Origin of the sequence: Nostoc sp. DedVER02 (genome assembly GCF_034530675.2) — a bacterium.
Taxonomy (GTDB): Bacteria; Cyanobacteriota; Cyanobacteriia; order Cyanobacteriales; family Nostocaceae; genus Nostoc.
This window is the reverse complement of sequence record NZ_JAVRCP020000021.1, coordinates 107,470-127,450: the sequence shown is the minus strand read 5'-3', so window position 1 is coordinate 127,450 and position 19,981 is coordinate 107,470. Positions and strand designations below refer to the sequence as shown.

The following is a 19,981-nucleotide window of genomic DNA, read 5'->3' as shown; positions in this document are numbered from 1 at the left end:
GACTCATCGACTTGTTATGCCATTGCATCGACCTGCAATGCCATTGCATCGACCTGTAAAAATTAGCTTACTCTATGTTGTTACGCAGCAACTCTAAAAAACTTGTGTGTACATGATAGCTAATGCAGAGAGAGGCTTTGAATATTACTCGCCTCCCCTACGTCCTTCGACTATCGCAAAACTGCTTGATAGCGACCTAGCGCGATTAAAGGAAAGTATTGTTGATACAGATGATATTTGAGATAAAAATGGCAAGGGAAGCCAGTCCCAGTAAAGTCCGCCTCAAACCAAGTACCATCAGGTTTTTGAGTTGCAACTAGATAACCAATTCCTTGTTCAATAGCCTCAAGAGCTAAGTTACCAGTTGCTTCACCTGCTGCTATCAACCCTATTATTGCCCAAGCGGTTTGAGATGCAGTACTATCTCCTTTTCCTTTAAGACTAGGATCGTCATAGCTGCGGCAAGTCTCACCCCAACCACCATCGGGGTTTTGACATCCCACTAACCAAGCTGCTCCTCTTTCTATACTGACTTTATGCTTTTGAGGATTAATCAATGCTAAAGCTGACAAAACGCCACTAGTACCGTAAATATAATTTACACCCCAACGACCAAACCAACAGCCTTCGGTTTCTTGTTCGCGTAAAAGATAACTAAGCGATCGCTCTAAATTATCACTATCAATTGATAAATCACAAGCACCAAGCATTTCTACGACTCTAGCCGTAACATCTGCGGTGTTTGGATCGATCATCGCTTTCAAGTCGCCATAAGGAATAGAGTTGAGCCAATCTTGATCGTTATCCAAATCAAAAGCAGCCCAACCACCTGGTTTACATTGCATAGATGCAATCCAGTTTACCGCTCGTGCGATCGCAGCCTGCTTGATTTCTTCATTGGGGAGTTTCGCTAAATGTAGTGCCATCACCACCACTGCTGAGTCGTCTACATCAGGATAAAAGCGATTGTCAAACTCGAAAGCCCAAGCACCTGGTTTTCCCTGGCGATTTTTGACAGCCCAATCACCGTAATCTAATATTTGTTTTTGCAACAACCATTCGCCAGCTTTTACCACAGCCGGATCATCTGCTGCAAAACCAGATTCTACCAAAGCACGCATCGCCCAAGCTGTATCCCAGACGGGTGAAACACAAGGTTGTACCCGGTAACTATCCTCTGTTTCAATGGCAAAGTTATCAATTGCTTGCAAACCTCGTTCCACAATAGGGTCGCTTTGGTCATAATTTAGACAGCGCAAAGCTAGCATTGAATTCAACATCGCCGGAATAATCCCGCCCCAGTCGCCTGTCGCTTCTTGCCGTTCTAAAATCCATTTTTCGGCGGCTTTGATACCTTCTTCGCGGAAAGGTACTAAATTTAGACTTTCTGCCAACTTGAAGCCTCGATCGAGCGTGAGGAATAAATCTGTCCAATCGCCACTTTCAGGTAATTCCCACCGGACTCGATCGACACCTTCAGCGTATAGCTCATCTAGGTTGATAGTTGGGTCAGTGATAAAAACAGGTTTGCGATCGCATACAATCAGTAATGGTACTGTGCTGGAACGTGCCCAGCTAGACATTTCATAGATGTTAACTGGGAAAGCTTTGGGCAACAGCATCACCCAAGGCGGTAGCGAGGGAATACCGCGCCAGTTGTAGCAGCCAATCAAAGCTAAGTGCAACTTGGTAAAAATCCGAGTTTTGCTGATACCGCCCCGTTTGAGAATAAAAGCTTTTGCCCGAATCATCGCCGGATCGCTTGCAGGTACACCTAGCAGTCTCAGCGCCATGTAAGCTTCAACTGAAGTGCTAAGTTCTCCGCCATCACCGTAATAAAGTTCCCAGCCGCCATGCTGCCGTTGCTGTTGACGCAGATATGCTTCAACTTTGTGCAAAGGTCTAGTTTGGTCTGTTCCCCAAATCTTATGCAAAAGAACGGTTTCAGCAGTGATGGTGACATTGGATTCTAATTCTGCCCACCAGTAACCTGCCGGATTTTGTATCGAAAGTAAATATTGTTGGCTGGCTGCGATCGCTTCTGCAATTTGGTTGACTTTTACCCTGTCTTGTGTTTGCATCAAATCCTATCTAACCTCACACTCAACACTAATTATGAATACGGTAATACTATGAAAAATTTTTCCTTTATTGGTAGACATAGTATTGTGTCTGAGTCACTGAGAATTTGCAATAGCTCATTCTTTTTTTGAATTTTGAATTTTGAATTTTGAATTGGAGCGAAGCGACGGTCATGGGTGTAATTGTATTAGGATTTATGCTGTTATCCTTGACAATTTGGTTAGTATTACTGTGTTTTTGGGGACAATTTTGGCGGACAGACCAGCAATTAGAGGTTACAGGAACTCAACTACAATCGTTACCTGTGGTTTGTGCGGTGGTTCCAGCCCGTAACGAAGCTGAATTGATACCAACTACGTTGCGATCGCTCCTACTCCAAGATTATCCTGGTTCTTTCAACGTGTTTTTGGTAGACGATCGCAGTACAGACGGTACAGCAAATTTTGCCGAAGGGGTTGCACACGCTGTAGGTAAACCTCAGCAATTGCATATTATTTCAGGCGAATCACTGCCTGTTGGTTGGTCGGGCAAACTTTGGGCAGTTGAGCAAGGTATAAAAAGCGCTAGTAAATTCGCACCCGATTATTTTTTACTGACCGACGCAGATATCGAACACGATCCTAGTAATCTCCGCCGACTCGTTGCGAAAGCTGTCCAAGAAGATTTAGACATGGTTTCGGTAATGGTGCGACTCAGGTGTGACAGCTTTTGGGAAAAACTTTTGATTCCGGCTTTCGTGTTTTTCTTCCAAAAACTCTATCCCTTTCGCTGGGTGAATAATCCCAAAAATTCCACAGCCGCCGCAGCTGGGGGATCTATTTTGATCGCCCGTGAAGCTTTAGAGCGAATCGGAGGTATTCAAGTGATTCGCCAAGCCTTAATTGATGATTGTGCCCTAGCTCAAGCTGTTAAAAGAGGGACTGGGGACTGGGGACTGGGGACTGGGAAAGAGTTTTCCCAATTCCCAATTCCCAATTCCCAATCCCCAATCCCTAGCCAAGGGCGTATCTGGCTGGGATTGAGTAGCTTGACTCGCAGCCTTCGTCCTTATGATTCGCTAGCGACAATTTGGGATATGGTTGCTCGTACTGCCTATACTCAACTAAATTATTCTCCATTACTACTCTTGGGCACTTTGCTGGGAATGCCTCTAATTTATCTAGTTCCACCTGTATGTGTAATTCTAGGTGCAGTTTGGGGTAGTTGGGCGATCGCACTTACGGGTTTATTAGGATGGCTGTTGATGACTTTCGCTTACTACCCGACAATCCGCTTTTATAAATGTTCTCCTTGGTTAGCATTTAGTTTACCTGCGATCGCGTTTCTCTATACCCTGATGACTCTAGACTCAGCACTCCGTCACTGGCAAGGACGCGGCGGTGCTTGGAAAGGAAGAGTTTATCCTAGCCCTTAAAAAATTTCTTAAGTTTACATCTAGGGGTATTGTCCTTGACTTATCAACACTTGTCGAGAAAGCACCCGATTGGGAAGATTAAAGTGAAGTAACCTTGCAGTCCCTTGACCAATCTGAGTTTTTCCTTCTATTCTGGCATTTTCAAAATAAAAATGTTCATCCCAAACCAGGCTACGCGGATTAAACAATGGGACAATTTCTTGAGTAAATTGGTCTATAGTAGCGAAATCAGAGCCTTTATGACGGTTACAAGATAAACATGAAAGTGCCAAATTATCAGCAGTAGTTTCACCCCCATGTTTGACGGCAATAATATGGTCTACTTCATGGGTATAAATAGAAAAGTTTTGATGGATTCGGCAATATTCACAGCGTGCTGAAGCCCTCTGAATCACTAACCTACGGAGTTCCACAGAAATCGAATTAGAAGTCATGTTAGCTGATTGCAGAATAAGCCCGTGCTTTTAATAAAATCATCATTTGTTCTAGTTGCTCGTAAACATCTAATTCTGCTAATTCAATTTGACTCAATGTTGCAGAGCGATTTTTTTCCAGTAATTCTTGTAGACGTGTTTGAGATTGAAATGAAACTTTAAAATTAATAATTTCTTCTGGTTTTGGCCCTTTAATTAAAAAATCAATAACTTCTTGATAAACTGCTGGAATATTTGTAGTCTCAGGGTTGACTGTTGGCTGAATGATTATTGGTAGATTAACTACGTCTACTAACCTCCAAAGCAATTCGGGTAAGCGATTTTGCAGAGGTTCTAAACGTTGAGCTAGTTCATCGGGAATTTGAATAGTGAATTCTGCCATTGGTGCTTTTGTTCGAATTTTGCACTCTTAGAGAATATACATTTTATGCTAATAATAGCTCAATACGGTTCGGTTAAAGGAGGAGATACGATAAATCGTTGTCTCTACGAAGGACTGATTATTGTAAAGACGGCGACAAATAGCCTCTTGATTTAGAAACACAAATTAAAAAACAAGAAGATTCTTAAACAGATAGCGTTATCCAATGCCCCATTCCCAATGCCCCATTCCCCATTCCCCATTCCTAATTCCTTGAAGCCGTTTGTTTATCACTCGCAGGACTAACGGGCAATGGTTGAGCGGCTTTTAATACTGCATCCAGCAAACCTGGAAACAGCATCTCTAAATCTTCACGCCGCAGGATGTTAATGTGATGTGTCCCTTCTTTACGTGTAAAAACTATCCCAGACTCCCGCAAAATCTTAAAATGATTTGACATAGTAGACTTAGCGATCGCAAAATCAAACTGGGCACAGCATTGTTCACCCTCAGTCGCCAGCAGGCGCACAATCTCTAGCCGCACTGGATCGCCCAATGCATACAACACTCCCGGTAACGAAATATTTTTTCTATCTGGATGATAAAGAAATCTCATAGTTGCATTATCTCATCAAGTGGCATATATTTTGATTATTCGATATTATCGAATTATAGAATTAATTAGGAAGGCAATTTATGTCATCCATTACAAATGTCACAGAAGCCACATTCAAGCAAGAAGTCTTAGAAAGTGAAATTCCGGTCTTAGTAGACTTTTGGGCCCCGTGGTGCGGCCCTTGCCGGATGGTAGGCCCAGTAGTCGATGAAGTTGCTGCGGAATACGAAGGACAGGTGAAATTTGTGAAGCTGAACACAGATCAGAACCCTACTGTCGCTAGCCATTATGGAATTCGCAGCATTCCGACGCTGATGGTTTTTAAAGGAGGTCGCCAGGTCGATACTGTCGTAGGGGCAGTTCCAAAAACTACCTTGAATAAAACCTTAGCACAGCATCTTTAATCTAAGTTAAGGGTATGGGGAATTGGGCATTGGGCATTGGGCATTGGGCATGGGGCATCGGACATTGGTTATTTCCCCTCTGCTCCGCTGCTCTCCAGTCCCCAGTCCCAGAGCATCTGTTTCAACTAACGGGGAAAGAGCAAATGGACTTGAAATTGCATGGTAAATCCGCGCTGGTGAGTGGCTCAACCGCAGGTATTGGTTTTGCGATCGCCCAAGCGCTAGCTCAAGAAGGTGCATCAGTAATTATCAACGGTCGGTCTGAGGAAAGAGTAACCCAAGCGATCGCCAAAATTCAACAAACCATACCCGACGCGAAATTGACTGGTGTTGTTGCAGACGCAGCTACTGCATCAGGGGTAGAGCAACTTTTGCAAAAAGTTCCTCACGTTGATATTTTGATAAACAATGTCGGTATTTATGAACCAAAAACCTTCTTTGATATTACAGATGAAGACTGGTTAAGGATATTTGAGGTTAACGTCCTCAGTGGAGTCCGTTTGAGTCGGCAATATCTGCAAAAGCAGCTAGAGCAAAACTGGGGGCGGATAATTTTTATCTCAAGTGAATCTGCTATCCAAATTCCAGTGGAAATGATTCACTACGGTACAACTAAAACAGCCCAGCTTGCTATTGCCAGAGGTCTAGCAGAAATGACTATCGGGACTGGAGTCACGGTAAACTCCGTTCTACCAGGGCCAACCCGCTCAGAAGGAGTTGAAGAGTTTATCAGCAACCTGGCGCAGGAACGCGGTATTGATCGTGCTGAAGTCGAGGCTGAGTTTTTTCAAAATGTGCGTCCAAGTTCTCTAATCAAACGCTTTGCAACTAACGAAGAAGTAGCAGCGATCGTAGTTTACCTTTCTAGCCCCTTAGCTTCAGCAACTAATGGTGCAGCTTTGCGGGTAGATGGTGGTGTTATTCGATCGATTGTTTAGTGAATAGACTGTACGCAGAATTAGCTATTGGGAAGACTTTTTTCTTGTTTTCAAGACTATTTTTTTATAGACATAAACTGTCTATAACTAAAGTTTTTGAATACCTTCAGACAGACAATAACCTTTTCTTAGTGGTCATTAGATACTTTCACGATTAGACTGAGAATTTGTTGTGAGGCGGGCTAAATGAAAATAGAATAACCCTGTCCTTGTTCCCTTTATTTCTCAGCTATAAGGTTCTGAATTTTGAACTTTAAATTTTGAATTGGAGCAAAATGACATGACTAGTGATATTAACTTATTTTCTCCTTACCAATTAGGTAATCTCGAACTCCCTAATCGGATTGTGATGGCACCCTTAACCCGAAACAGAGCAAGCCAGGGAAACGTACCACACCAACTTAATGCTACCTACTACGCTCAACGTGCTTCCGCCGGACTGATTATAGCTGAAGCAACACAGGTAACTCCTGAAGGACAGGGCTATCCTGCTACGCCAGGAATTCATTCACCAGAACAGGTGGAAGGATGGAAGTTAGTAACCGATGCTGTGCATCGGGAGGGAGGAAGAATTTTTCTGCAACTATGGCATGTAGGCAGGATTTCTCATCCTGACTTACAACCAAATGGAGCTTTACCTGTGGCACCTTCTGCCATTGCTCCTAAAGGTGAAGCTTCAACTTATGAGGGGCCAAAACCTTATGTTACTCCCCGTGCTTTAGAAACTTCAGAAATACCACACATAGTAGAACAGTATCGTCAGGGAGCGGCAAATGCTCTAGCAGCTGGGTTTGATGGGGTAGAAATTCACTCAGCTAATGGTTATTTACTAGATCAATTTCTCCGCGATCGCACCAATCAACGTACAGATAAATATGGGGGTTCCATTGAGAATCGCACCCGACTACTGTTAGAAGTGACAGAAGCAGTAACTAGTGTGTGGGATTCTAACCGAGTCGGGGTACGCTTCTCTCCCAGTGGGACTTTTAACGATATAGGTGATTCCAATCCGTTGGAGACATTTGGTTATGCGGCTCAAGCTTTAAACCAGTTTAATTTGGCATATCTGCATATTTATGAAGCCACAGAAGCAGACATTAGACATGGCGGAATAATTGTACCCACCAGTCATATCCGCGATCGCTTTACAGGTACACTCATCGTCAATGGTGGTTATACTCGTGAAAAAGGCGATGCAGTGCTGGCAAGCAAAGCAGCAGATTTAGTTGCCTTTGGCACATTATTTATATCCAATCCAGATTTACCCCGACGCTTGGCTTTAAATGCACCACTAAATCAAGCGAATCAAGCAACCTTTTATGGTGGTGGTGAAAAAGGATATACAGACTATCCATTTTTGGCAACTGCTAATGAGGCGGTAGCTAAGGCATAATTCGTAATTCGTAATTTGTAATTCGTAATTATGACATCACGATTGTTTTTTTGCGTGGGGTATAGGTAAGTTGTTTGTTTTGAAACAAGGAATAATATTTATTTTGGTTTCATAAATAAATATATTCGCTTGTATCCTAATTACGGTAGTGAGTCTGCAAACCTCATTAAAAATGATTTGATCAAAACTTAACCATCAGGAGAATTTCATGAGTTCAATCACCCAAACCCAAGCTTTAGATGTACCTAGTGCGATCGCTCAACGCCGTTCAATCAAAACTTTTAAAACAGACCCCATTACCCCAGAACTGCTCAAGCAGCTGGTAGAATTAACTGTGGCAGCGCCCAGTAGCTATAACATCCAAGACTGGCAAATTATTCTTGTGCAAGATGAGGCGCAAAAAGCAGCACTCTCAGCCGCATCTTTTAATCAACAGCAAATTATTCAAGCACCTGTTACCTTTGTTTTTGCTGCCGATCCTAACGCAACCGAACAAAACTTGACTCTAATTATAGAGCAGGCAGCCGAAACTGGAGCATGGAATGAAGGCACGATAAACTACTTTAAAACCGCCGTCCCGCAATTTCAAGCTGGATTAGGCGAGAAGCGACGCGAATATGCGATCAAAGATGCCATTATTGCCGCTACCCATTTGGTGTTAGCAGCAGAAAGTTTGGGATTATCCACTTGTTTTATGAACGGTTGGGTTGAGGATCAGGTAAAACAAGTGATTGGTGCTGGGGATAATCCAGATTTAGCGATCGCTGTTGTTGTTCCTGTCGGCTATGCAGCAGAACCACGCTTAAATCCAGGCCGTTTGCCATTCTCCCATAACGTCTCTGTGGATAGAATCGGTAATCCTTATGTAGGGTAGCTTTCCTTAAATTGGGCATAAAGGAAGAGGTATCGAGTTCTGAGCCTCATTAATGGAGTTCAAAAGCTCATCGACGAAGCTCAAGGACTTGTGAATGAGTCTTTAATAGTCATTCACGAGTCCCATTTATACCTACTCGATAAATTATAGATATTGATTTCTGCTCCACCATTCCTAATACTATTCGGTTAAGGCAAGAGACGCGATGAATCGCCGTCTCTACAACGATCAGTCCTTTGTAGAGACGGCGATTTATCGCGTCTTTATAATAATTTATCGCGTCTTTGCGATGTATAATTTTCATCAAAAAACCTTAACCGAACTTATTGCCACTACTCCCTACTCATCATGTCCCTATCCTCCTTTCTAGCGCGTCGTTCGTTCCATTATGGCTGGATTGTAGCGGGCTTAACCTTCCTAGCCTTGCTGGTTGCAGCCGGAATTCGCTCTGCTCCCGGAGTTTTTATAGTCCCTCTCGAACAGGAGTTTGGCTGGAGTAGAGCAACTATATCTTTAGCAATCTCCATTAACTTAGTACTTTACGGATTGATTGGCCCTTTTGCTGCCACAGTTATGGAGCGAATCGGCATTCGCCGAATGATGGTATTCTCACTTGCTATCATTGCTCTCGGTGTCGGTTTAACCACTGTGATGTCAGCATCTTGGCAGCTAGTTTTGCTGTGGGGTGTAGTTGTCGGTTGTGGTAGCGGAGTTATTGCTCTGGTTTTGGGGGCGATTGTTGTCAATCGCTGGTTTTTTGAGAAGCGGGGTCTAGTTCTGGGCATCTTAACCGCCAGCACAGCCACGGGACAACTAGTGTTTTTGCCCATACTGGCCTCAATATCCGATCGCTTTGGATGGCGAACTGCTGCTCTGACTCTGACTGGTGCTGCACTTTTAATTATTCCAGCGATCGCAGTCTTTATGCGCGATCGTCCGGTGGATGTTGGTTTGCGACCTTTTGGCGACAACAGCGAAACTGTAGAAACATCACAGCCTAGAGCAAATTCCATCGCTTCTACGCTCAACGCTCTCTGGCTAGGAATGCATAAGCGCGATTTCTGGTTGTTATTTGGTAGCTTTTTTATCTGTGGCGCTAGCACCAATGGGTTAATTGGAACTCATCTAATTCCCGCTTGTATTGACCACGGTATCCCAGAAGTCAAGGCTGCGGGACTTTTGGCAATCATGGGACTATTCGATTTTTTTGGAACTACTATGTCCGGTTGGCTATCTGACCGATGGAACAATCGCTACTTGTTGTGCTGGTACTACGGGCTACGGGGTTTATCTTTGATTTTCTTGCCCTTCAGTTTCAACTTTTCCTTCTATGGGCTTTCCATTTTCGCCGTCTTCTATGGACTTGATTGGATTGCTACCGTACCACCCACAGTCCGCCTTGTTGCCAATGCCTTTGGTAAAGAAAATGTCGGCGTAATGTTTGGTTGGATTGTCGCAGGACATCAGCTTGGTGCAGCCACAGCAGCATTCGGAGCCGGAGTATTGAGAACTTGGACGGGTAGTTATTTACAAGCGTTTATTTTATCAGGCATTCTCTGTCTGATTGCCGCAGTTGGTGTACTGCAAATTGGCCAAACTCCTACTAAGGACAATTCACAGCAATCTTCAGTTACGCTCAATTCTTAATCTATGAATGTTTTAATCGCATACTACTTAAAAAAACTCTAAGCTAGGCAGAATAAGCACTACAGGTTTAAAATATGGCAACAACAGCTTTAATTGTCGGTGCAGGTAGTGGATTGAGCGCTTCTTTAGCTCGTTTATTTGCCAAAGAAGGATTCACCGTAGCTTTAGCGGCTCGTCAAATTGAAAAACTTGCTCAATTAAGCAACGAAATTGGCGCAGTTAGTTTTGCTGCTGATGTTTCAAAGCCAGATGAAGTAGAACAATTATTTATTGATATCGATCATAAAATTGGTTCCCCAAATGTTGTCGTTTACAATCCCAGTTACCGGGTGCGGGGGCCTCTTGTTGATTTAGACGCTGCTGAGGTAGCAAAAACTTTAGATGTAACGGCTTATGGTGGCTTTCTTGTCGCTCAAGCTGCTACCAAAAGGTTTTTGCAGCTTGGTGGTGCTATATTTTTTACTGGAGCCTCAGCGAGTGTTAAGGGTTATGCCCAGTCTGCTCCCTTTGCAATGGGTAAATTTGCACTGCGCGGTTTGGCTCAGAGTATTGCTAGAGAATTAGCGCCGAAGAATATTCATGTGGCACATTTTGTAATTGATGGGGCAATTCGTTCAGCAGTTCGCCAAGATCCATTAGATAATCCTGATAGTACTCTTGACCCAGATGCAATCGCTCAAACTTATCTCAGCATTTTACGCCAACCCCGTAGTGCTTGGACTTATGAAGTAGAACTACGTCCTTGGGTAGAGAACTTCTAGCCTAGACTATTGTTACAAGAATGGTTTTGTAGGTATGAAAATTGATTTTGGTGCAACTGCTGTTGATTACGCAAAACATCGCGCGGGCTTTCCCAGTTCATTATTTAACAAACTGTCTGAATATGGTATCGGTTTACCAGGACAATATATTGTTGACCTTGGTACAGGAACAGGAACACTAGCGCGGGGCTTTGCTGATAGAGGTGCTTATGTAATTGGCATAGATCCATCAGCATCACTTTTAGAACAAGCGAGACAGTTAAGTGAATCAACCCAAATCAAAGTAGATTATCGAGTCGCAACTGCCGAAAATACCGAGTTACCAGATGCAAGTGCCGATGTAGTCACTGCTGGACAATGTTGGCATTGGTTTGATCGTCCGCGTGCTGTCCAAGAAGTTACTCGGATATTGAGAAAAAATGGCTCAATTGCGATCGCACATTTTGATTGGATACCCTTAAAAGGTAATGTCGTTGAAGCAACAGAACAACTGATTAAGGCTCATAATCCAGCGTGGGATATGGCTGGCGGTAATGGCTTGCATCCCCTGTGGCTACAGGATATTGGCGAAGTTGGGTTCCGAGACATCCGCACATTTTCTTACGATGTATTTGTATCTTATACACACGAAGATTGGCGGGGACGAATTCGGGCGAGTGCTGGCGTGGGAGCTAGCTTGACACCAGAAAAGGTAGAAGTATTTGATCAAGAATTGGCGACATTACTCGAAACACAATATCCTACACCAATCCTTCAGGTTCACCATAGAGTTTGGGCAGCGATCGCCAAATCACCGCTATGAAAAAGTATATATATAGTTATAGATTTATTAGCAATTGCTTCACAATGGCACCGCAACCATTGGTGTCAACTTAAGGTGAAACCCTTATAAGGGCTTGATATTGAGTCTACTCACTTAGCATTACAAACGATCCACGTCACCCCACCCCAGTTTTAGACAAAACCGGGGTGGGGTTCTTCGCGTTTAATAAGTATAGGACTTACGCACAGGTAACGGAAAATCGAACCACAGAGGCACAGAGAACACGGAGGAATAAGAGTTTGAGAGGTATTTTGCGTAAGTCCTGAAGTAATCAAGCAAAGACGATATGACTCAGTTTCTTGCAGAAGTCAGTAAATAGCGATTGGCAGTAAAAATGGGAACAATATATATTGTAAGGATAAAAACTTTACTAGATAATTTATGCTTTTCTCTCTTACTTTATCAAGGTGAAGTTGACTTATATCCTATATCTAACAATAGTTTTCTACTTTAAGTAAAAATAACTATGACACATTTATTTACCCGTAATGACAATAGTAAAAATACTATATTAACCGTATTTTTGAGTACAGTATTTTATGGAGGAATTGCGCTTAGTGGGGCGATCGCATATCGGATGATGGGGACGAGTGAAGCAGTTAAACCCCAGCCAGTGGTTGCAACTCCAGTGGTGCTGCAAGCGGTGACGGCTTTGGGGCGTGTGGAACCTGAAGGACAAGTAATTCAAGTGTTTCCGCCTTCTTCAACGGAATCAGCCCGTATCCAACAGCTACGTGTGCAGCAAGGAGATTGGGTGAAGGCGGGGCAAGCGCTTGCGGTGTTGGATAATTATACTCGTCGTCTGGCAACTGTGAATATGGCGCTAGAAGAGGTGAGAGTAGCCCAAGCGCGATTAATGCAGGTACGAGCAGGGGCGAAACAGGGAGATTTACAAGCTCAACAAGCAGCGATCGCTCGTTTGGAAGCGGAATTGAAAAATGCTCAGATGGAGGAGTCACGGTATCGCAGTTTGTACCACGAGGGAGCGGTTTCGGCTTCTCAGTACGATAGCAAACGCTTGGGGATGGAAGCGGCGCAACGACAGGTGAATCAAGCCCGTGCTTCTTTGAATAGTTTGGCAGAAGTGCGTCCAGTAGATGTGCAGTTGTCTCTGGCAGAAGTGAAGCAGGCAAAGGCAAAGGTGGTGCAGGCTCAGGCAGAATTGGCCTTAAGTGTGGTGCGATCGCCCCGAACTGGACAAATCATTAAGGTGCAAACCTTTCCCGGTGAAATGGTGGGGACGAAAGGCATCGTGAGTTTAGGTAATACGATGCAAATGGTGGTAGTGGCAGAGGTTTACGAAACAGATATCCCCAAAATACATCTAGGCCAAACAGCAACAATTACCAGTCCCAGCCTCACTAAACCACTCTTTGGAAAAGTATCCCAAGTGGGTTTAGAAATTGGTAAACGCGATGTTTTAGATACAGATGCCGCAACAGATGTGGATGCTCATGTGGTAGAAGTGAAAATTCTCCTGAATCGGGAAAATAGCCGTGTTGTAGCAGGAATGACAAATCTCAAAGTTGATGTATCAATAGGACTTAAAGAATGATTCGACGTTTTATAATTGAAATTCAAAAAATTCCCATTGCTTGGTTGCAATTGAGATATCAACGCAATCAAACTATAGCGGGAATTGTGGGAATTTTTTGCATTACGTTTCTCATTTTCATGCAGCTTGGGCTGAGAAATGCCTTTTTAGAAGGGGCGTTGCAACTACCTTTGAATTTTAATGCAGATATTGTTTTAGTTAGCTCTCTCTCTTCAACTGTACTGCAACCAGTAACTTTTTCCTCCAGACCTTTATATCAAGCACTAGCGTTAAAAAACGTTGAATCTGTCGCACCACTTTATATTACTTCAACCCAATGGTACGACAGAAATCAATCTCTTTATCGGATTAGAGTGAATGTTATAGGCATTCCTTCTAATATACAAACACTAAATTTACCCGGACTTAAAGAGAATATTGAAAAACTAAACAGGCAAAAATTTGCTTTATTTGACCGTAATGCCAGGAATGAATTTAGTCCCATCATTACCGAATTCAACGAAACAGGAAATTCATCGGCAGAAGTTTTAGCAGGAGCTAATGGATCGTTACAACAACTTAGAATTGTTGGACTTTTTGAGTTAGGAGTTAATAATGCTTATGATGCTAGTTTTATTATTAATCCAACAACTTTTAGTCAATTATTTGGGCGGAGCCTGACAAAAATAGATGCTGGCTTAATTAAATTAAAACCAGATGCTAATTCAGATGCAAATATCAAGCAAACTGTTGAGGAATTAAGAAAATATCTTCCGGCAAACATTAAAATATTTTCTAAATCCGAATTAATCGCTAGAGAAAAGATATTTCATGAAAGCAACTCCCCGATGGGCTTCATCTTTCGGTTTATTTTGATTATTGCTATCATTATTAGTATTTTTATTTTATACCAAATACTTTATGTAAAGGTGACGCATAATCTTGCCAATTATGCAACGTTAAAGGCTTTGGGCCTTAACCACAACTCTTTAGTTTCTATAGTTTTTCAAGAGGCAATATTTTTGGTTATTGCCGGATATATTCCAGGTGCAATAATATCATGCCTAGCTTATGATTATCTCGTTAGAACTACAAAAATATTTATTCAAATGACTATAGAATCAGGATTATTTGTTTTAGGATTAGTCTGCATGATTTGCATAATATCAGCAGGGCTTTCCTTACTAAAGGTTAAAGATGCAGATCCAGTCGATGTTTTTAAGTAAGAATTCAGCACTCAGGAGTCAGAAGCCAGAATATATAAATAGTTTGTTAAAGTTAGGATATTTATTTATCAAATCTTTATTTGATTTTTTAACTATTCTGAATTCTGAATTCTTACTCCTGAATTCTTACGTTTTTAAGTAAACTTAATTCATTAATTTTATAGGTTTATGAGTCAGGTTATAGCCATTAAAAGGCTGAATCATTATTACCGGGAAGGCAAAAGTCAAAGACAAATCTTATTTGGAATCGATCTGGATATTTACCCGAAAGAAGTCGTTATTTTAACTGGAGCATCTGGTTCTGGGAAAACAACGCTACTATCTCTAATTGGCTGTATGCGTTCTGTTCAAGAGGGTAGTCTCAAAGTCTTGGATCGTGAATTGAAGGGAGCCAACGAAATCCAGCGAATGCAAATACGGCGCGGAATCGGCTATGTTTTTCAGCATTTTAACTTACTAGATTTTATGACTGTCCAGCAGAATGTGATGGTTTCTCTGGAATTACAGGATAATTTCACCCCTCAAGAAGCAAAAAGACAAAGTTCGCAAATTCTGAAAGCGGTGGGGCTAGGGCAGCACTTGAATGCTTACCCCAGGGATCTCTCTGGAGGGCAAAAACAACGTGTGGCGATCGCCCGCGCCCTCGTTCACCGTCCTCGATTACTTCTGGCGGACGAGCCTACATCCGCTTTAGATCGGCAAACAGGGCAAGAAGTCACCGAACTGATGACGACACTGGCGAAAGAACAAGGAAGTGCGGTTTTGATTGTTACCCATGACAGTCGGATCTTTGGCGCTAGCGATCGCATTGTGCGTATGGAAGATGGCAAACTTGATGTGGACTATGAGGGTCAAATATCTGTTACTTTACCAACCTTAACGGATAAGCAATTAGTTAAGTTGATTCCCAGACTAAAAATGTTGACCTTCCCGCCCGGTGAAGTTGTTATCCGCCAGGGTGATGTGGCTGATAGATTTTATATCTTGCTTGAAGGGGAAATAGAAATCATTCAAGAATCTTCAGGTTCAGAACCAAAATTATTAAAAACATTAGGGCCTAATAACTGTTTTGGTGAAATAGGATTACTCCAGCGAAGCAAGCGCACAGCAACAGTACGTGCAGCCAATAACGCAGCGATCAAAGTTATTGCCATTGAGCGTTCTGATTTCTTTGAAATGGTTGTCAATTCCAAAATGACTCATGCACTTTTAGACTACCAGGCAATACAATTGCTCCATCAAGATGAGCAACTGAGGCATGATGAATCGAAGCTCTATGTTTCATCCACAGAAAGCCATGACTAGCGACACATAGACAGTCGCTTCGCTCCAATTAAAAATTAAAAATTATTAATTAAAAATTGAAGAATCAAATCTTAATTTTACATTTTTAATTCCCAGAGGGTGGGAGCTTGTACCCAAAATTAATTAAAAATTATTATTTCTTTCAATTTTTAATCTTTAATTTTTAATTAAAACTGGTCATGACTGATAATACAAAGCTAGTTGCCCTTGATAGGTTTGATTCTGGCGATCGCTAGTAGTAACATTTTTGGCAGCCAAAAAATATAACAATATATTTGTTTTGCCTGACTATAAAGTGAGAATAACTTTCTTTCACTCAATAAAGTAAATGGTCTAACTGCTCTGAGAATTTCTGCAATTTTATCTTCCGTTGCAGATTCAACTGAACCACTTACAAAATAACCTTGTAAATGTGGAGGTAAGCGCCAGTTAATATTAGGATCTGGCTGATGTATTACAGGCTCAACATTTCCCCGCCATGCAACTCCCATAATTTGCATAGTTTGATACACCATTGTGTTCCACCCTTTCTCTTTAAAATAGTCCAAGCCTTGACCTACATCAGGAGAAGCCAAATCGTGGAATAAAACTAAAGCATCTGCTTCTGCAAATTGTTCGCAAATAATTGCATCATTGAGCGGAGCCGGTGCTTCGTGATTACCATCTATAAATATCAATGACCATTTACGTTGAAATTTATTTGCGATCTCTTGTACTTTTTGAGGGCTAAATCCTGGTATGAGATTTACAGATTCCTTAACGCCTGCTGATTTTAGTGACTCTGTAACGCTCTCATTAAATAATTGTTCAGATAGCATCGGATCGATTACATCTAACTCTACTCCTCCTAAAGCCAAATGACAAGCTGACCAACCCATCCAGCAACCTATTTCTAAAGCTTTTTTACCTCGAAATTTTAAGGCTGTATTGTATAGAATATGAGCTTCATCTCTGCTGACAAAACCTACTTTCTGCCGTCGCTTATCTACATACCAGTTATGAGTAATATCTCGTCGCAAGTAAAGCCAAAAAGAATCATATTTATTTCCTAAAGTTATATTGGGAAAATATGAATCTGGCTGAATAGTAGAAAATCCTGACGAAACATAATCTCCTTTTGGCAATAAGTTTCCTTCAATCACGCTTGCTGTTTTTTCACTCATAAGTTACTCTCTAAGTATTTGAAATTCTAGGTTTTGGAGTGACAATGCAACTTCACCAACTTATCGAAAAACCTCATCGTCTCTACAGATGAACTAGTTAATTTTTTTGAAGCATTACGTCTTTTTTTTGTAATGCAAAATCATTAATAGCCCAGCAAAATAGTCCAGGATGGGGCTATAGCTCCATTCTGAAAGCGATTTTCCATCTTACCTCTAGGACAATACTTTTGGGTATAAAGTGCTAAAATGCCTACTGTATATACATTTTTGCAGCTTTCTACCTCTTCTTTTCAGATTTTGTGAGAAATCTAAAAAAGCTGTCCGCACTATTGGCTTAAAAAACAATTGCACAATTTTAGGGAAGATAACCATGATTGAGCTTTATTATTGGACAACCCCAAACGGTCATAAAATTACGATTTTCTTGGAAGAAGTCGGCTTGCAATATACCATAATTCCTGTAAATATTGGGGCTGGAGATCAATTTAAACCGGAATTTTTAAAGATTTCTCCTAATAATCGCATTCCTGCGATCGTTGATAACGAACCAGCAGATGGCGGTGCGCCAATTTCGGTATTTGAGTCTGGGGCAATCTTGCTGTATTTGGCAGAAAAAACTGGGAAATTAATCCCCCAAGATTTACGCCAACGCACTCAAGTTTTAGAATGGTTGTTCTGGCAAATGGCAGGGCTGGGGCCAATGGCGGGACAAAATCATCACTTTAGCACCTATGCTCCCGAAAAAATCGAATATGCCATTAACCGCTACGTAAATGAGACGGGGCGCTTATATGCAGTGTTGAATAAGCAACTTGCAGATAGAGAATTTGTGGCTGGTGATTATTCCATCGCCGATATTGCTGCTTATCCCTGGATTGTGGGCTATGAGCGCCAAAGTCAAAATCTAGAAGATTTTCCTCACGTCAAGCGGTGGTTTGAGACAATTAAAGCTCGTCCGGCAACAATTCGCGCCTATGAGAAAGCCGAAGCATTGAAAACTCAAGCGCTCGATCCAGATAAGTCACGAGATTTGTTATTTAACCAATCAGCCAAGACTATTCAAACTTAAGCTTTTTGAATAGTTTTGTGGATGTGGTGATCGCTAAGTTAGCTCTCAAGGAACAATTATGAGCAACGATTTCTCACTATCTTCCTTTCCTGAATTAGAAACAGAAAGGCTCCTGCTTCGTGAGACAAATTTGCAAGATGCTGAGGCTATCTTTGCTATATTCTCCGATCCAGCTGTGACTCAGTTTCACGATCTTGATACTTTCACTTCTCTTGAAGAAGCGATCGCTGTGATTGAACGTGGAGCCAAGCGGTTTGAGCAAGGAGAAGGAATTCGCTGGGGGATTGCCCGTAAGCAAGATAACGTTTTGATCGGTTCTTGTGGCTTTAGGTGGAACCCACAAGAACATTCTGCGGAGGTGGGTTATGAGGTTGCCAGCAATTTTTGGAGACAAGGCATAATGACTGAGGCAGTGCATACCATTTTGCAATTTGGTTTTAAGAAAATGGGTTTGCATTTCGTTGTTGCCCAAGTCATGCTGAACAACATAGCTTCTAAAAAGTTGCTAGAAAAGTTAGGTTTTCAGAGTCAGGGTGTACTTAAGCAGCATGGCTTCTTCAAAGGGCAGTATCACGATCTGGAGCAATTTGTGATTAACAAATAGGAGAACTGAGTGGGCATTTTCTTATGAAAAACGCCAAGCTGCGATCGGTAAATATCTAAGTGCCTTGATGTTAGGCCAAATTCTTAGTAGGGTGCGTTAGCGACAGCGTAACGCACCATTCTTAAGGCTTTGGTGCGTTACGGCTTACGCCTAACACACCCTACAAATACTTAGATTTTTCAGAAATCAAATATGATTCCTATAAGCGCCTTGATGCTAGGTCAAATTCTTAGTAGTAGTTTAACGTGAGTTGGACAAACCTCTCCCTACCTTGAACTTTAGTTTAAATTTATCTCCGACTCGGAGAGGGACGGTTTTGCCTAGTAAAACCAGGGAGAGGTTTCAATCTTTACGCCCCTACCAACATATTTGTATCAACTTGAAAGCGAAATAGTATTAAACACAGGCAGAATAAAGTAAATTTTGGTAATTAGGGATTGAGATACATAAAAAAATAATTTTTTAAAATATGCATAAATAGCTAAAAATCAGCAGATAAGAATATAGTCACTTTAGTTTTTATTGCAAGCACAAATATTGATCTGGTTCAGCAATTAATATTTGTGTTTGGAATAGATCGAGCTATGTAAATACATTACTTATGTCAATCATTTATCCCCTAACACATTTAAGTTTTGCTTTGCTCGAATGGGTATTAATAAGCTGGGCAATTTCTCTGTGGCGGCAATCAACCAGCCTCGCAATGATTGTATTGCCTATACTGCTAGCGAGTATTAGCTATGACAATCTCGTTCTTTCAATGGGAAGTCTCATTGGTGAAGGAGAGCTATTAAAAACTCTTTGTATGCTGCGTTTTCTATTGCATTATTTAGTTGTACCACTATTCATTGTAATTGGTGTTGAACTCGCTCACCGTGCCGGGGCAGGTTGGGCTAATACAGTAGTGCGGGTTTTATCTGCGATCGTTGCATTGGGACTTGCAGCGATAGATATTGCCACCCACTATATCGGACTAGAACTAGTTCCAATAGAGTTTGCGGGAATCCTCCGCTATAGTGTTGCCAACTTGAGCGGCCCGCCAATTATCACGATTGTAGTTAATCTGTTTGTCCTACTAATTGGCATCGGTATTTGGTTCAGACTGAAATGGGCGTGGTTATTTGTAGGAACCTTGATTTCCCTGATTGGAAATGCTATGCCTTCAGCTGTAGTAGGTACACTTGCTGGAAGCTTTTCTGAATTGGTAATGGCAATAAGTTTGTTGTTAACTGAGGAGCGCACATAATTTTTTCTTGTTAATCAAGGAGAGACAGCTTTTCTATCTAGCGACAAAAAGACATTACCTCCTCAAATTGACCGCCTTTATTAATAA

20 protein-coding genes are annotated in these 19,981 nt (G+C 41.8%); 14 read left to right on the top strand and 6 right to left on the bottom strand.

Annotated elements, in window-relative coordinates; all coding sequences use genetic code 11:
- Positions 1 to 170: 170 nt before the first annotated feature.
- Complete coding sequence (gene shc / locus RMZ41_RS20710; protein ID WP_322643880.1) at positions 171 to 2,081, bottom strand: squalene--hopene cyclase; 1,911 nt, start codon at positions 2,079 to 2,081, stop codon at positions 171 to 173.
- A 173-nt stretch (positions 2,082 to 2,254) separates the two neighbouring features.
- On the opposite strand from shc, the gene RMZ41_RS20705 reads away from it, so the two are divergent.
- Positions 2,255 to 3,496, top strand: a complete 1,242-nt coding sequence (locus RMZ41_RS20705; protein ID WP_322643879.1) for a glycosyltransferase — start codon at positions 2,255 to 2,257, stop codon at positions 3,494 to 3,496.
- A gap of 20 nt (positions 3,497 to 3,516) precedes the next feature.
- On the opposite strand, the gene RMZ41_RS20700 is transcribed toward RMZ41_RS20705, so the two are convergent.
- The 3 genes from RMZ41_RS20700 to RMZ41_RS20690 all read right to left on the bottom strand — a co-directional run bounded on the left by RMZ41_RS20700 (position 3,517) and on the right by RMZ41_RS20690 (position 4,907).
- Positions 3,517 to 3,930 (bottom strand): HNH endonuclease signature motif containing protein, encoded by a 414-nt coding sequence (locus RMZ41_RS20700; protein WP_322643878.1) that lies wholly within the window; start codon positions 3,928 to 3,930, stop codon positions 3,517 to 3,519.
- A gap of 1 nt (position 3,931) precedes the next feature.
- Positions 3,932 to 4,312 carry a hypothetical protein gene (locus RMZ41_RS20695; protein WP_322643877.1) on the bottom strand — a complete coding sequence of 127 codons (381 nt, stop codon included), beginning with the start codon at positions 4,310 to 4,312 and terminating at the stop codon, positions 3,932 to 3,934.
- Between the two features lie 244 nt (positions 4,313 to 4,556).
- The gene (locus RMZ41_RS20690) at positions 4,557 to 4,907 is read right to left on the bottom strand and encodes a helix-turn-helix transcriptional regulator (RefSeq protein ID WP_322643876.1); all 351 of its coding nucleotides are present in this window, start codon (positions 4,905 to 4,907) and stop codon (positions 4,557 to 4,559) included.
- Positions 4,908 to 4,987: 80 nt separating this feature from the next.
- Between RMZ41_RS20690 and trxA the strand changes: the two genes are divergently transcribed.
- From trxA to RMZ41_RS20670, 4 genes are all read left to right on the top strand, one after another.
- Positions 4,988 to 5,311, top strand: a complete 324-nt coding sequence (gene trxA / locus RMZ41_RS20685; protein WP_012412473.1) for a thioredoxin — start codon at positions 4,988 to 4,990, stop codon at positions 5,309 to 5,311.
- A gap of 143 nt (positions 5,312 to 5,454) precedes the next feature.
- Positions 5,455 to 6,249 (top strand): SDR family NAD(P)-dependent oxidoreductase, encoded by a 795-nt coding sequence (locus RMZ41_RS20680; RefSeq protein WP_409875673.1) that lies wholly within the window; start codon positions 5,455 to 5,457, stop codon positions 6,247 to 6,249.
- A 280-nt stretch (positions 6,250 to 6,529) separates the two neighbouring features.
- The gene (locus RMZ41_RS20675) at positions 6,530 to 7,642 is read left to right on the top strand and encodes an alkene reductase (RefSeq protein WP_322643874.1); all 1,113 of its coding nucleotides are present in this window, start codon (positions 6,530 to 6,532) and stop codon (positions 7,640 to 7,642) included.
- A gap of 208 nt (positions 7,643 to 7,850) precedes the next feature.
- Positions 7,851 to 8,516 (top strand): nitroreductase family protein, encoded by a 666-nt coding sequence (locus tag RMZ41_RS20670; protein WP_322643873.1) that lies wholly within the window; start codon positions 7,851 to 7,853, stop codon positions 8,514 to 8,516.
- A gap of 109 nt (positions 8,517 to 8,625) precedes the next feature.
- Here the strand turns inward: RMZ41_RS20670 and RMZ41_RS20665 are convergent, their stop codons facing one another.
- On the bottom strand, positions 8,626 to 8,820 hold the full coding sequence (locus tag RMZ41_RS20665; protein WP_322734335.1) for a hypothetical protein: 195 nt from the start codon (positions 8,818 to 8,820) through the stop codon (positions 8,626 to 8,628).
- A gap of 44 nt (positions 8,821 to 8,864) precedes the next feature.
- Between RMZ41_RS20665 and RMZ41_RS20660 the strand changes: the two genes are divergently transcribed.
- From RMZ41_RS20660 to RMZ41_RS20635, 6 genes are all read left to right on the top strand, one after another.
- The gene (locus RMZ41_RS20660; RefSeq protein ID WP_322734336.1) at positions 8,865 to 10,163 is read left to right on the top strand and encodes an MFS transporter; all 1,299 of its coding nucleotides are present in this window, start codon (positions 8,865 to 8,867) and stop codon (positions 10,161 to 10,163) included.
- A 74-nt stretch (positions 10,164 to 10,237) separates the two neighbouring features.
- Positions 10,238 to 10,924 (top strand): SDR family NAD(P)-dependent oxidoreductase, encoded by a 687-nt coding sequence (locus RMZ41_RS20655; RefSeq protein ID WP_322642272.1) that lies wholly within the window; start codon positions 10,238 to 10,240, stop codon positions 10,922 to 10,924.
- Between the two features lie 34 nt (positions 10,925 to 10,958).
- Positions 10,959 to 11,726, top strand: coding sequence for a class I SAM-dependent methyltransferase (locus tag RMZ41_RS20650; protein WP_322642273.1), 768 nt, complete (start codon positions 10,959 to 10,961; stop codon positions 11,724 to 11,726).
- Positions 11,727 to 12,213: 487 nt separating this feature from the next.
- Positions 12,214 to 13,302, top strand: a complete 1,089-nt coding sequence (locus RMZ41_RS20645; RefSeq protein WP_322642274.1) for an ABC exporter membrane fusion protein — start codon at positions 12,214 to 12,216, stop codon at positions 13,300 to 13,302.
- Entirely contained in the window at positions 13,299 to 14,507 is a 1,209-nt protein-coding gene (locus tag RMZ41_RS20640) for an FtsX-like permease family protein (RefSeq protein WP_322642275.1), read from the top strand. Before RMZ41_RS20645 ends, RMZ41_RS20640 begins: the two co-directional genes overlap by 4 nt.
- A gap of 168 nt (positions 14,508 to 14,675) precedes the next feature.
- Positions 14,676 to 15,812: an ATP-binding cassette domain-containing protein gene (locus RMZ41_RS20635; protein WP_322642276.1), complete on the top strand. Its 1,137-nt coding sequence runs from the start codon at positions 14,676 to 14,678 to the stop codon at positions 15,810 to 15,812.
- A gap of 197 nt (positions 15,813 to 16,009) precedes the next feature.
- Here RMZ41_RS20635 and RMZ41_RS20630 read toward each other — a convergent pair whose 3' ends face one another.
- Positions 16,010 to 16,975, bottom strand: a complete 966-nt coding sequence (locus RMZ41_RS20630) for a class I SAM-dependent methyltransferase (protein ID WP_322642277.1) — start codon at positions 16,973 to 16,975, stop codon at positions 16,010 to 16,012.
- 370 nt (positions 16,976 to 17,345) lie between these two features.
- Between RMZ41_RS20630 and RMZ41_RS20625 the strand changes: the two genes are divergently transcribed.
- From RMZ41_RS20625 to RMZ41_RS20615, 3 genes are all read left to right on the top strand, one after another.
- Positions 17,346 to 18,044 carry a glutathione binding-like protein gene (locus tag RMZ41_RS20625; protein ID WP_322642278.1) on the top strand — a complete coding sequence of 233 codons (699 nt, stop codon included), beginning with the start codon at positions 17,346 to 17,348 and terminating at the stop codon, positions 18,042 to 18,044.
- Between the two features lie 58 nt (positions 18,045 to 18,102).
- Positions 18,103 to 18,648, top strand: coding sequence for a GNAT family protein (locus tag RMZ41_RS20620; RefSeq protein ID WP_322642279.1), 546 nt, complete (start codon positions 18,103 to 18,105; stop codon positions 18,646 to 18,648).
- 601 nt (positions 18,649 to 19,249) lie between these two features.
- The gene (locus RMZ41_RS20615; RefSeq protein WP_322642280.1) at positions 19,250 to 19,894 is read left to right on the top strand and encodes a hypothetical protein; all 645 of its coding nucleotides are present in this window, start codon (positions 19,250 to 19,252) and stop codon (positions 19,892 to 19,894) included.
- Positions 19,895 to 19,981 lie beyond the last annotated feature (87 nt).